At 56.3% G+C, this 12,610-nt stretch carries 10 protein-coding genes; 2 read left to right on the top strand and 8 right to left on the bottom strand.

From position 1 onward, the window contains the following. Positions 1-217: 217 nt before the first annotated feature. Positions 218-1,174, bottom strand: a complete 957-nt coding sequence (gene dmeF, locus ABO_RS12630; RefSeq protein WP_011589743.1) for a CDF family Co(II)/Ni(II) efflux transporter DmeF — start codon at positions 1,172-1,174, stop codon at positions 218-220. 180 nt (positions 1,175-1,354) lie between these two features. Next, complete coding sequence (locus tag ABO_RS12625) at positions 1,355-1,624, bottom strand: metal/formaldehyde-sensitive transcriptional repressor (protein WP_011589742.1); 270 nt, start codon at positions 1,622-1,624, stop codon at positions 1,355-1,357. A gap of 140 nt (positions 1,625-1,764) precedes the next feature. On the opposite strand from ABO_RS12625, the gene ABO_RS12620 reads away from it, so the two are divergent. Continuing rightward, the gene (locus ABO_RS12620; protein ID WP_011589741.1) at positions 1,765-3,048 is read left to right on the top strand and encodes an ISL3 family transposase; all 1,284 of its coding nucleotides are present in this window, start codon (positions 1,765-1,767) and stop codon (positions 3,046-3,048) included. A gap of 35 nt (positions 3,049-3,083) precedes the next feature. Here the strand turns inward: ABO_RS12620 and ABO_RS12615 are convergent, their stop codons facing one another. The 6 genes from ABO_RS12615 to trxA all read right to left on the bottom strand — a co-directional run bounded on the left by ABO_RS12615 (position 3,084) and on the right by trxA (position 10,843). Next, positions 3,084-4,154 (bottom strand): alanine racemase, encoded by a 1,071-nt coding sequence (locus ABO_RS12615; protein ID WP_011589740.1) that lies wholly within the window; start codon positions 4,152-4,154, stop codon positions 3,084-3,086. A 48-nt stretch (positions 4,155-4,202) separates the two neighbouring features. Further along, positions 4,203-5,561, bottom strand: a complete 1,359-nt coding sequence (locus tag ABO_RS12610) for a D-arabinono-1,4-lactone oxidase (protein WP_011589739.1) — start codon at positions 5,559-5,561, stop codon at positions 4,203-4,205. 87 nt (positions 5,562-5,648) lie between these two features. Beyond that, the gene (gene ubiD / locus ABO_RS12605; protein WP_011589738.1) at positions 5,649-7,124 is read right to left on the bottom strand and encodes a 4-hydroxy-3-polyprenylbenzoate decarboxylase; all 1,476 of its coding nucleotides are present in this window, start codon (positions 7,122-7,124) and stop codon (positions 5,649-5,651) included. A 196-nt stretch (positions 7,125-7,320) separates the two neighbouring features. Further along, a complete protein-coding gene (locus ABO_RS12600; RefSeq protein ID WP_011589737.1) occupies positions 7,321-8,781 on the bottom strand; it encodes a hypothetical protein in 1,461 nt (486 codons plus the stop codon). Positions 8,782-8,969: 188 nt separating this feature from the next. Beyond that, positions 8,970-10,229 carry a transcription termination factor Rho gene (gene rho / locus ABO_RS12595; RefSeq protein ID WP_007151393.1) on the bottom strand — a complete coding sequence of 420 codons (1,260 nt, stop codon included), beginning with the start codon at positions 10,227-10,229 and terminating at the stop codon, positions 8,970-8,972. A 287-nt stretch (positions 10,230-10,516) separates the two neighbouring features. Continuing rightward, positions 10,517-10,843 carry a thioredoxin TrxA gene (gene trxA / locus ABO_RS12590; RefSeq protein ID WP_011589736.1) on the bottom strand — a complete coding sequence of 109 codons (327 nt, stop codon included), beginning with the start codon at positions 10,841-10,843 and terminating at the stop codon, positions 10,517-10,519. Between the two features lie 187 nt (positions 10,844-11,030). Here trxA and ppx point away from each other — a divergent pair, with 187 nt between their 5' ends. Next, positions 11,031-12,521 (top strand): exopolyphosphatase, encoded by a 1,491-nt coding sequence (gene ppx / locus ABO_RS12585; protein ID WP_011589735.1) that lies wholly within the window; start codon positions 11,031-11,033, stop codon positions 12,519-12,521. Positions 12,522-12,610 lie beyond the last annotated feature (89 nt).

The raw sequence follows: 12,610 nt of genomic DNA, 5'->3' as shown, positions 1-12,610 counted from the left end.
TTGATCTCTGGGTATCATGGGGAGGTAACAACTCCCCACTTCATCGGATTCCTTGGTTGATATGTCACTCAGGCCATTAAGGTACCTACAAAGCCTGGAACGTGTATGGACAATGACACTTACATGGCTTGGAGAGAGGGCGAGGCCAAGCTGAATGCAGAGCAACTCCCTCGCCCGTACCAAAACCGACTATTTCGGCCCAGCCCGCTCAATCAGCTCATCGTATCCTGGAGCCGGTATTCTCCGGACCAGTGAGACAGCGCTGTGGCTCGACTGTAATGTGTACTAATGACGGGCACTGAGCCTGGATACGCTGCTTGTAGACGGCAGGCGCCTCCGGGTCATGCGACACGACCGAGACGATGGCGGCGTGAATATTCGGACCAATGGCCCAGAGGTGCAGATCGCTGATTCGTGCATCGTCACTCTCAATGGCATGTCTGACGTCGTGCTCCAAGTCACTGCGCTGTTGATCAAGCAGCACGCGGGAGGTGTCTTTCAACAGATGCCATGACCAGCGAGTGATAAGTAACGCGCCGACGATACCCATGATCGGGTCCATCCAGTCCCAGCCCGCATACTTTCCGGCCAGCAAGGCAGCAATCGCCAATACAGAAGTTAAGGCATCGGCGAGTACGTGGAAGTAGGCAGCTCGACGGTTATGATCATGATGCCCATGCCCATGCCCATGCCCATGCCCATGCCCGTGGTCGTGGTCTTCCCCGCCCAGTATCCAGGCCGATACTCCATTGACGATCAAGCCGATGACGGCGACGAAAATAGCTCCATTGAACGAAATTTCTACCGGGTGGATGAAGCGGTCGATGCTTTCGATCACCATATACAGGGCGAAGCCTGCCAGCAGGACCGCGCCGGTGAACCCGCCTAGCGCATTGACCTTCCCGGTGCCAAATGAGAACTGTGTATTGCCTGCGTTGCGGCGAGCGTATGCATAGGCGAAGGCTGCAATACCCAGAGCGACAGCATGAGAGCCCATATGAAGGCCATCGGCCAGGAGGGCCATCGAACCGTATAAGACACCGGCCAGAATTTCCCAAACCATCATGACGACAGTTAGAGCGACGACGATCAGTGAGCGTATTTCACCGGATTTTTTACGATCTTGACCAAAAACATGATTGTGTTGCCATTCTTCGAGCCTGTGACCATGCATACTGTAATACTCCGAGTTGATAAAAATTATGGTCAGCAAGACCAATGAAAGTGGTGGCGATTGATGGCGAAGCCCTGCTAACAGCTCCGGTTCCGCAAGAACTTCAGGGGCGCGGATATTAAATCACTGCCAAAGTTCGCCTCTTACAGCTAGGGTACCCACGCTGTAGCTCGTGATGTTCTACTTGAGGTAGGACTTGATGACCTGCAGCACCGCTTCCAAGTCTTGTTGCCGCTGCTCCAACTCGGGTTCCCTGACGACGTGATCAGTCAAGTGCCCCTCAATGATGGCTGCCATCAGTCCATTCACCGCCCCACGAATCGCGGCGATCTGTTGCAGCACGGCCGTGCAGTCGCCCTCCTCGTCAAGCTGCCTTTCCAGTGCGGCCGTCTGCCCCTGAATGCGCCGAACGCGGGTTAATAGCTTCGCTTTGTCTTTGATCGTGTGCATGCAGTCGTCTCTTTAGTGGCCCAAAAACTATACTGGAGGGTAGTATATAAATACTAGGGGGTAGTATGCTTGTTTGCAAGAGAGGAGAGGTAGGTGAAGCTCACCAACGTGACACTCGCCAGCCGTAAGGAGCACGCCGCATGACCGAAATGCCCGACAACATCCTGCACCTGCCTGAGTACCAGGTGCTGGGCTGCAAATCCACCGACGACGAAATGCACTTCCAGGTGGACGCGCCCGATCCCATCGCCTGCGAGGAATGCGGCGTGCAGGGTGAGTTCGTGCGGTTCGGCAAGCGTGATGTTCCCTATCGTGATCTGCCCATCCACGGCAAGCGGGTCACCCTCTGGGTGGTCCGCCGCCGGTACACCTGCCGGGCCTGCAAGACCACCTTCAGGCCCCAGCTACCGGAGATGGTGGACGGCTTCCGCATGACGCTGCGGCTGCATGAATACGTGGAGAAGGAATCCTTCAACCACCCCTACACCTTTGTGGCGGCACAGACCGGCTTGGACGAGAAGACGGTACGTGACATCTTCAACGCCCGCGCCGAGTTTCTGGGGCGCTGGCACCGCTTCGAGACGCCCCGCATTCTGGGCATCGACGAGCTGTACCTGAACAAGCGCTACCGCTGCATCCTGACCAACATCGAGGAGCGAACCCTGCTCGACCTGCTGGCCACCCGCCGTCAGGACGTGGTGACCAACTACCTGATGAAGCTGAAAGACCGGCAGAAGGTCGAGATCGTCAGCATGGACATGTGGAACCCCTACCGGGCAGCGGTCAAGGCGGTGCTGCCACAGGCCCGTATCGTGGTCGATAAGTTCCATGTGGTGCGCATGGCCAACGATGCCTTGGAGAAGGTGCGCAAGGGCCTCAGAAAGGAGCTGAAACCCTCCCAGAGCCGAACCCTCAAAGGAGACCGGAAAATCCTGCTGAAACGCGCTCACGAAGTCTCAGACCGGGAGCGACTCATCATGGAGACCTGGACAGGCGCATTCCCGCAACTGCTGGCCGCCTACGAGCACAAGGAACGCTTCTACGGCATCTGGAACGCCACCACCCGGCCACAGGCAGAAGCCGCCCTGGATGACTGGATAGCCACCATTCCAAAGGGCCAGAAGGAAGTCTGGAGCGATCTGGTCAGGGCAGTGGGCAACTGGCGCGAAGAGATCATGACCTACTTCGAGACGGACATGCCCGTCACCAACGCTTACACGGAGTCCATCAACCGACTGGCCAAGGACAAGAACCGTGAAGGGCGTGGTTACTCGTTCGAGGTGATGCGGGCACGAATGCTCTACACCACGAAGCACAAGAAGAAGGCCCCGACTGCGAAGGTCTCTCCGTTCTACACCATCGGTTACGGACTGCCGGACTTCGCAGAGGAACTCAACTACGGGGTCGATCTATCAACCATCTGAGGGTGGTATCAGGTTGGTGGGGTGAAGGTGCCCCATCAACCATTAAATCCGTATACCCAAATAAAATAGCTTTGCCGGCGATTGGTGTCCCAGCTTTGCCAGAGTTCGCCCAGTGGTAGTGGGCCGGGCAGGGCGAGGCCATTCAGTTGCTTGATCACCGGGGCGGCAATAAAGGCCGCGGGTTGGAAGCGTTGCAGTAGTGGCAGATCGAAGTCGCTGGCTTTGACTAGGCAGGAGCCGGCACTGAGTTCGTTGACCACGGTGCTGTCGTCATAGAGCGCTAGCGTTGGGCTGCCGGCACCGTTAAAGCACAGGTCTTGTTTTCGATAGGTCGGATTCAGGTGGTACAACCTGTGGATATACTGCTGGTAGAGGGCCTCGGTTTCCCGGTGGCCTTCTTCTGCGCTCTGTACAAAACTGGGTAGTCTACCCACGTGAGCGTCGTGGCCCATGAAGCCACTAAAGCGTAGCTGCTCGGGGTGGGCCTCAATCAGCGCGATCATGGCGTCCAGTTGCTGGGGGTCGGTAAGCCCGCCCCGGTGCAGGCCCACATCGATCTCAATGTTGATGTTGAGATGTCGTTGCTGCTCGCGGGCAAGGCTCAGGTATTGCTCTAGGCGAGAGGAGGAATCAATCAGCCACTGCAGTTGTTGGTCCGGTTTGAACGGGCTGGGATGGCTCTGTTCATTGTGGCTCAACTCAGAATAGAAACGTCGTGCTGCCCGAATCGGCATGGGTTTACCCAGTAGCATGTCACAGCCGGGTTCGGCATCGGCCAGAGCGTTCATAAAAGGTTGATGGAATACCATTATCCGCCGGCTGCCGGTGTGGGTCATTACTTCCTGAATAAGGGGGACGCTGGGTAGGGATTTGGCCACGATGCGAAGCTGGCAGTGGCGGGGCATCATGCTCATCAGTGTCTTGCAGTTGGCGGCCAGTCGTTGGCGATCGATGAGCATCAAGGGGCGGCCCGGTCCGGCGCGACGCAGGTAGTCGTTGATGGTTTGAAAGTAATCGCCGTGGGGTTGGCCCTGATTGCTCGGCCTTAGCAGCCAGCCACTGGCGGCCAGGGTGGCCATCGCGATTAGAAGTTCACGGCGTTTCATAAACGCCCCCTTTTGCTATCAATGAAGACGGTGCAGGCAAACCTCGCACTACGTAAACAGCGTCTTGAGATGGTCATTCAGCATGCGTCCTTGTGGGTTCAGCTCACGACGTACCGCTTGAAAGCGCTCAAAAGCGGGGTACAACTCCGTCAATTCTTCGCGTTCCAGGCTGTGAATTTTGCCCCAGTGGGGGCGTCCGGCGTAGCGGCGCAGAATAGGTTCAACCACACCGAAGAGGGGCTGATAGTCCTGTTCGTAGTATTGGTGTATAGACAGGCTGGCGCTGGGTTGCTGATAGAACATGGATAGCAGGTTGTTGTCGGCGGCCACATAGCGAAATTCAATGGGAAAGAAAACATTGATGTCATGCTGACGAATGGCGTCGCACACTTCTTCCAGGCAAGCCATGCCGTCTTCAGCAGGCACGCTGTATTCCATCTCGTTGAAACGTACGGTGCGATGGTTGGCAAACACCTTGTGGGACGGCCCGGTGAAGGTGGCTTCTTCGACAAATTTCGTGGCGAGCGTTTGCAAGGTTGGGGTCAGCCAGCCGGCATGCATGGCCAGATTGCAGGCCATTTCCAGGATGTCATTTTCATTCTGGCGTGGCGGGCCATTCTTCGGGTCGTCGGTGATTTCCAATGTTTTGACGATGGCCTGCTTGCCGAGCGGGAAGGGGAAGATTTCAATATGGCGGTAGTTGTCTTTCTCCTTCTGCACATAATCCATGGCCTCACGAAGGGGCAGAGTCCAGGTTCGCTCCTTGAGTCGATAGGCTGGCTGATGGCGCAAAGTGATGTCTGAGACAATACCCAGTGCGCCGACGTTACAGCAGGCGGCAAGGAAGTGATCCCCGCCATCGGCGTTTAATTCCAGTAGTTCGCCACTGGGCAGCATCAGGCGAATAGCATCCACTTGCCCGGATATGCTGGTAAGGCCGGTACCGGTTCCGTGAGTGCTGGTGGCAATGGCCCCAGCAAGGGACTGCAAATTAATGTCCGGTTCATTGCTGAAACTGTAGCCCAGGCTATGGGCCTGGGCGCTGGCTATGGCCAGCCGGGTGCCGCCGCCCCAGGTAAACAGGTCTTCATTTTGGTGGCGTAGTCCCCCCATGGCTTCAAGCGAAATCATGGTGTCGTTAGAGGGGGCCACCGCACTGAATGAGTCGCTGCCACCAAAGGCGCGCAGGGTACCGGTGCCAGACGTAACCGCATCGCGAAGTTCGTCCTGGTTACGGGGGAACAGTAACTGGCTGGGCTTGGCTTGCTGATTCCCTGACCAATTTTGCCAGGTGGCGGCTTTGCTCGTGTCGGCGAGCAGTTGGCTAGGGCTCATTGAGCCTAGAGCGCCAGTGGCGGCCAGGGATTTCAAAAAAGCACGGCGGTTCAGTGACGAAAAAACAGGCATGGGCGACCTTGTTGTATTTTTCGTACGATCGTACCACGCTGGAATTTGGGCGCCACCCTGCTCTGTGAGCCGGCGCCCATTCTAGGATTATTCCGGGGTGTCGATGCCCAGTGAGGACCACATTTCATCCACCCGGGTTTTTACAGCGGGATCCATGGCGATGGCGCGGCCCCACTCGCGGGTGGTTTCGCCTGCCCACTTGTTCGTGGCATCCATTCCCATTTTGGAACCAAGGCCGGCCACCGGAGAGGCGAAATCCAGATAATCAATGGGCGTGTTTTCGATCATCACGGTATCGCGGGCCGGGTCCATGCGGGTGGTCATGGCCCAGATCACATCTTTCCAGTCACGGGCATTCACGTCGTCATCGCAGACGATCACGAACTTGGTGTACATGAACTGGCGCAGGAATGACCAAACGCCCATCATCACGCGCTTGGCGTGGCCGGGGTACTGCTTCTTCATGGTGACCACGGCCATGCGGTAGGAGCAGCCTTCCGGCGGCAGGTAAAAGTCGACGATCTCGGGAAACTGCTTTTTCAGGATGGGCACGAAGATTTCATTCATGGCCACGCCGAGTACCGCGGGTTCATCCGGCGGCCGGCCCGTATAGGTGCTGTGATAAATCGGGTTGCGACGGTGAGTGATGCGCTCCACGGTGAATACTGGGAAACGCTCCACTTCATTGTAATAGCCGGTGTGGTCGCCGAAGGGGCCTTCGTCAGCCATGTCACCTGGATAAAGAAAGCCTTCCAAAACGAATTCGGCGCTGGCGGGCACTTGCAGGTCATTGCCGATACATTTCACCAGCTCGGTCTTGGAGCCGCGCAGCAAACCGGCAAAGGCGTATTCGCTGAGGGTATCCGGCACTGGGGTGACAGCGCCCAGAATCGTGGCCGGGTCGGCGCCCAGTGCCACGCTCACCGGGAACGGTTCGCCAGGATGTTGCTGTTGCCATTCTTGGAAATCCAGTGCTCCGCCCCGGTGGCTCAGCCAGCGCATGATCAGCTTGTTGCGGCCGATCAGTTGTTGGCGGTAAATCCCCAGATTCTGACGTTCCTTGTTAGGGCCGCGGGTGATGACTAGCGGCCAGGTCACCAGGGGGCCGGCATCATCAGGCCAGCAGGTCTGGATGGGCAGTTTGTACAGGTCCACCTCGTCGCCTTCCAGCACCTTTTCCTGGCAGGGGCCGGAGCTGGACACCTTGGGGCTCATGCTCAGGACCTTGCGAAATACCGGCAGTTTTTCCCAGGCATCACGGAAACCCTTGGGCGGCTCCGGCTCCTTGAGAAACGCCAGCAGCTCACCCAGCTCGCGAAGCTCTGCCACCGAGTCACGGCCCATGCCCAGTGCCACCCGCCGTTCAGTGCCGAACAGGTTGCCCAGCACCGGAGTGCCAAACCCCACCGGGTTTTCGAACAGCAAGGCTGGCCCGCCGGCTCGCAGAGTGCGGTCGCAAATTTCCGTCATTTCCAGTTTAGGATCCACCGGCACAGTGATGCGCTTAAGCTCGCCGAGCTGTTCCAGTTGGCTAATGAAGTCTCGAAGATCGCGGTATTTCATGGCCTTCCTTTTGATCCGGTAACCGAGCGGGTTGTGCGGCGAGTATAACAGTAAGGACGGCAAACGCTGGACGGCAGGAACATGAAGCAAAGAAAAATAAATAAACAGAGGGAAGGGAGCCAACAAAACACGGCAGACTTCACCGCAGGCGAAGCCTGCCGTGTTTTTTCCTATTCGCTTTTCATCAGCGGCAGGCTTATTGGGTGCAGGTCAGGCTGCCAGACGTTTGTGAGGGGGGACGAAAAGCATAACAGCTACAGTAGGTTTCTTTGCCCTGGCAGGCCAGACGCTGTTCTTCCAGGTTGTCACGCTGTTGTTGCCGGATTTTTTGCTCTAGTTCAGCGGTTCTGGCTGCTCTAGTGCGGGCAAGTGCCGCGGCTTTCTGTTTGCGGACGGCGGCATCGCGCTGTTCTGCTTGTTTGAGTTGTGCCAGTGCGTCTGCCAGGTTCCCGCTTATGTTTGCCAGTTCACGGTCCAGTTGGGCCTTGCGTTCTGCGTAGGTTCCGCCTGTGGCGCGCCATTCTCGGCAGGCTGCATCGCGGCGAGATTGCGCTTTTTTGCGGGCTCTGCGTTCTTCTAGGCTTTCATCTGAAGGGTTGCTCTCCAAGCAAAGCTTGAACGCGCAGGTGCATTGAGAGGGGTAGCTGGCTTCCTTTTCCTCGAACTCTTCCCGGGCATCACGCTGCATGCGTTGATACCGGGAAACTTCTGCATTGAAGGGTTCGGCTTCTTTGCTTATCGAGGCAAGGCGTCGCTTGTCCTGATTCGTGATGGATTGTTCTGCGAGGGTCGCGGGGTCGGTTTCCTGCTTTGTGCCATAGCGTCCATAGTCTTCGTAATGGAGTTGGCCATTGCGAGAGCTGACGCCTTTTTCATAGGGCTTGCCGTCGTAGAAGGTGCCCGCAAAGACTACGTTGCCATCGGCGTCGGTGAGCAAACCTTTCCCTTCTGGCTTGCCAAAATAGCTGGAATACTCCCCTTTATAGCGTTTGCCATCAGGGTAAATAAGCACGCCATCAGTGGTGTAATCCCCTCGCTCCATGCGTCCTTGGTAGGTCATGCCGTTCGGCAGGCGTAGCGTGCCTTCGCCGTGGGCGAGGAGCTCGCGTGCAGGCCCCTGCCATTGCCCGCCGTAGGTTTTTATTGCTTGGGCGGTTTCGGTATGGGGAACCTGTCTTGTCAGAGTGCGACCTTCAAGCGCACCGGCCTTGAATGGCCAGGCCGTGTAAAAATTCAGGGGGTTGCTGCTGGCGTCGACATAGCCCATTCCAAGCAGATTGATTTCACCGGCATCGATACTAATGCCTTTAGTCGCCATCTCACCCCCTTGGCGGCGTTTGCCTAGTGCGGTGTAGGGCAGTAGCTCGACAGCGATATCATAGTCGCCTGGCCAGAGTTCCAGCAGGTAGTAATCTGAGGTACCAATCGTGCCAATGATTTCGTCATCCACCAGTAACTGTAGCTCGTATTCCCTGATGTTTTCTTGCCAGTATTTGGCGTAGAAAACGTAAAGCAATGCTTTGCCTGGGGCTGGTGTTTGCGCAGCGAAGGGAGGCGTGCTGGAGATGTTAACGGCGGAAGTCAGGCAGCTGCTCAGGAGTAGTGTAGAGAGCAGGATAAAGGCCGCTTTTCGCAATACATGTAAGTAGGTGTCCATGTGATGCTTCCCCCAGCACCTGAAGATATAGGTCCCAGGGGAATGATGTTTGAAAGTGCTGATGTCACGAGATTAATAGAAAGATAGCGTAGCCGCTGATCGGCAGGCAAGCGCCGGTGGCGGATAACAAAAACCCCGCCGAAGCGGGGTTTTGCATGTTGCTTGAAGCGTGCGGCGCGTTGCGCCGCTTATTTGCGCTTCATGGAATCGAAGAATTCCAGGTTTGTCTTGGTCTGCTTCATGCGGTCGATGAGGAATTCCATGGCGCCAATTTCGTCCATGGGGTGCAGCACCTTGCGCAGGATCCACATCTTCTGCAGTTCGTCTTCGCTCACCAGACGTTCTTCACGACGGGTGCCGGATTTGCGGATATTCATGGCCGGGAACACACGCTTCTCTGCCACCTTGCGGTCCAGATGCAGTTCCATGTTGCCGGTGCCTTTGAATTCCTCGTAGATCACTTCGTCCATTTTGGAACCGGTGTCGACCAGAGCGGTGGCGAGGATGGTCAGGCTACCGCCTTCCTCGATGTTCCGCGCGGCACCGAAAAAGCGCTTGGGCTTTTCCAGGGCGTGGGCGTCAACACCACCGGTGAGCACCTTGCCGGAGCTGGGCTGCACGGTGTTGTAGGCGCGCGCCAGACGGGTGATGGAGTCCAGCAGGATTACCACGTCCTGTTTGTGCTCGACCAGCCGCTTGGCTTTCTCGATCACCATTTCAGCCACCTGAACGTGACGGGCCGGTGGCTCGTCAAAGGTGGAGGCCACCACTTCACCGCGCACGGTTCGGGACATTTCTGTCACTTCTTCCGGGCGCTCGTCGATGAGCAGCACAATCATGTGAGTTTCGGGGTTGTTGCGGGCAATGGACTGGGCCACGCTCTGCAGCAGCATGGTCTTACCGGCTTTGGGCGGCGCGACGATTAGGCCACGCTGCCCTTTACCGATGGGTGCCACCAGATCGATTACCCGAGTGGTAATGTCTTCGGTGGAGCCATTACCGATTTCCATGACCAATCGCTGAGTAGGAAACAGCGGGGTCAGGTTCTCGAACAGGATTTTGTTCTTGGCGTTTTCCGGGCGGTCAAAGTTGATCTCGTTGACCTTGAGCATGGCGAAGTAACGCTCGCCATCCTTGGGGGGCCGGATTTTTCCGGCGATGGTGTCGCCGGTGCGTAAATTGAAGCGACGGATCTGGCTGGGCGAAACGTAAATGTCGTCCGGGCCGGCAAGATAAGATCCTTCAGCGGAACGAAGGAAACCGAAACCATCCTGCAGGATTTCCAGCACGCCATCGCCGTAAATGTCGGAGCCATTTTTGGCGGCGCGTTTAAGGATGGAAAAGATAACGTCTTGTTTACGGGTTCTTGCCAGGTTCTCGAGACCGAGTTCCTTGGCAATGTCCAGAAGTTCTCCAATCGGCTTCTGCTTCAGTTCAGAAAGATTCATTGGCGTCTAATTTGGTGTCTTTGGATGAATTGAGAGGATGCACCACCGCAGTGTTGCAGTTGTTTTGATAATCCGGTTTTTTCGGAATCTGGCCCGGCAAGCCTAAAGGGGGCCATAAGGAAAATAGGTAACCAGAGGTTCCGAGGACTAACTAAAGGGGGTGCTTTATTAAAGCTGGTTCTGGAATCTATCACTCATGGTTGGGGCTGTCTAGCCCGTCGGTCGTGGCAGGGTAAGGAAACCCCTTCGCCGGGCGACGAAGGGGTAACAGGTTATTACATCCGTGCTTAAAGCGTGCTGTCCAAGAATGCGGTCAGTTGGCTTTTAGACAGGGCGCCCACTTTGGTGGCTTCCACGTTGCCATTTTTGAAAACAGTCAGGGTAGGGATGCCTCGAACGCCGTATTTCTTCGGTGTTTCCGGATTATCATCGATATTGATTTTGGCAATGGTCAGCTTGTCGCCGTACTCTCCGGCCAGTTGCTCAAGGATCGGCGCGACCATTTTGCAGGGGCCACACCAAGGAGCCCAGTAATCGACCAGCACGGGGCCGTCTGCGTTGATGACCTTGGCTTCGAAGTCCGCATCGGTCACGTTAATAATCTCGCCGCTCATTGAATTCTCCTGATATAAAGGTTTCAAAGACCTGTCACGGTTGCTTACCGGCCTCTGTGATGATGAATAATATCAGGTTGCGGGTGAAGAATTTCAAGCGAGGTCGTTAATTATCGCTGTAGTCGCTGCCTATGACATCGTAACGCCATGATTTTTGGATAGAATTGGCCCAAAAGAAGGAGTGACTATGGAGCATGGCGAACATCTGGCTGCCATTGATTTGGGGTCGAACAGTTTTCATATGGTGGTAGCCCGACAAGCGCAGGGAGAAATCCAGATTCTCGACGGGTTGTCGGAGAAGGTGCAATTGGGGGCCGGCCTAGACCGGGAAAATCGCTTGGATGAGGAAACAGTGGAGAGGGCGCTGGAGTGCCTTGGCCGGTTTGCCCAACGGATTGCCGGAATTCCACGCGGTAGCGTGCGGGTGGTGGGGACCAATACCCTGCGCCAAGCCCGTAATGCCCGGGATTTTATCCGCCGCGCGGAAGCCGTGTTGGGCCACGATATTGAGGTGGTAGCCGGACGAGAGGAAGCGCGGCTGATTTACCTGGGGGTGGCCCACACCTTGGCTGATGACGCTGGGCAGCGGCTGGTGGTGGATATTGGCGGTGGTTCCACTGAGCTGATCATTGGTGAGCGGTTTGAATCCACGGAAACCGAGTCGTTGCATATGGGCTGTGTTAGCTTTGCCCAGCGTTTTTTCCCCAATGGCGAGATCACGGAAAAAGCCTTTGATCGGGCGGTGACGGCGGCACGCCAGGAAGTGTTATCAATCCATGCCAATTATCAGCGCCTTGGCTGGCAGCAGGTGGTGGGGGCCTCGGGCACGATCAAGGCAATCAGCCTTGTGTGTGTGGAGAACGGTTGGTCGGAATTCGGCATTAGCATGGAAGGGATGAAAAAAGCCCGTAAACGGGTGATTAAAGCTGGTGCCGCAGACAAGCTGGGATTGAAGGGGTTACGTGAGGATCGACAGCCTATTTTTGCTTCTGGTCTGGCCATTTTGTACGGCATTTTCGAGCAGTTAGGCATTGAACAAATGGATGTTTCCAGTGGCGCTTTACGTGAAGGGTTACTGTACGACTTACTGGGGCGCTTTGGTCACGAGGATGTGCGTGATCGCAGTATTCAAGCGCTGATGAATCGCCATCATGTGGAAAGCAGCCAAGCAGAGCGAGTGTGTGCCACAGCCCAGACGTTATACCAGCAGGTAGCCAGTGATTGGCAGATCGAGGGAGACGAGGCCGCGGATACGCTCCGTTGGGGCTGTTTGCTCCATGAGGTGGGATTGGCGGTGTCTCATAGCCAGTTTCACAAACACGGTGCTTATCTGGTGACTAACTCGGATCTGCCCGGTTTTTCTCGTCAGGAGCAGCAAATGGTGGCGTTGATGGTGCGCGGTCATCGTCGCAAGGTGCCCTTGGCTGCGCTGGCGGAATTGCCGGAGGATGAACAAACCTGCTTGCTGCGACTATGTTTGGTACTGCGTTTAGCGGTGCGGTTGCACCATGCCCGTAGTGATGAAAAGGTGCCTGAAATTCACGTGCAGGCAACGGGTAATCGTCTTGCCATTACCTTTCCGGTTGGCTGGTTGGAGCAGCACCCGCTTACCCAAGCGGACCTGGAGCAGGAACTCGATTACTTTCAGGCGGCAGGGTACCAGCTGGTGTTGGCGTGAAAGGAATCGCTGCGAGCCGCTAGCGATGAGGAAAATAGCCTTAAAATGGGGGGGCGCGCTTTAGCCGGCGCAACCCCTTTAAAGTTAGA

The sequence above is a fragment of the Alcanivorax borkumensis SK2 genome (assembly GCF_000009365.1).
GTDB classification, from domain to species: domain Bacteria; phylum Pseudomonadota; class Gammaproteobacteria; order Pseudomonadales; family Alcanivoracaceae; genus Alcanivorax; species Alcanivorax borkumensis.
The sequence above is the reverse complement of the archived record's forward strand: the minus strand, read 5'-3'. Positions and strand labels throughout refer to the sequence as shown.

What these genes read in the sequence shown, in the direction of transcription:
- ABO_RS12625 (WP_011589742.1), bottom strand. Translation starts at nt 1,624, where the DNA reads ATGCACACGATCAAAGACAAAGCGAAGCTATTAACCCGCGTTCGGCGC.
- ubiD (WP_011589738.1), bottom strand. Translation starts at nt 7,124, where the DNA reads ATGAAATACCGCGATCTTCGAGACTTCATTAGCCAACTGGAACAGCTC.
- ABO_RS12600 (WP_011589737.1), bottom strand. Translation starts at nt 8,781, where the DNA reads ATGGACACCTACTTACATGTATTGCGAAAAGCGGCCTTTATCCTGCTC.
- trxA (WP_011589736.1), bottom strand. Translation starts at nt 10,843, where the DNA reads ATGAGCGGCGAGATTATTAACGTGACCGATGCGGACTTCGAAGCCAAG.
- dmeF (WP_011589743.1), bottom strand. Translation starts at nt 1,174, where the DNA reads ATGCATGGTCACAGGCTCGAAGAATGGCAACACAATCATGTTTTTGGT.
- ABO_RS12610 (WP_011589739.1), bottom strand. Translation starts at nt 5,561, where the DNA reads ATGCCTGTTTTTTCGTCACTGAACCGCCGTGCTTTTTTGAAATCCCTG.
- ppx (WP_011589735.1), top strand. Translation starts at nt 11,031, where the DNA reads ATGGAGCATGGCGAACATCTGGCTGCCATTGATTTGGGGTCGAACAGT.
- rho (WP_007151393.1), bottom strand. Translation starts at nt 10,229, where the DNA reads ATGAATCTTTCTGAACTGAAGCAGAAGCCGATTGGAGAACTTCTGGAC.
- ABO_RS12620 (WP_011589741.1), top strand. Translation starts at nt 1,765, where the DNA reads ATGACCGAAATGCCCGACAACATCCTGCACCTGCCTGAGTACCAGGTG.
- ABO_RS12615 (WP_011589740.1), bottom strand. Translation starts at nt 4,154, where the DNA reads ATGAAACGCCGTGAACTTCTAATCGCGATGGCCACCCTGGCCGCCAGT.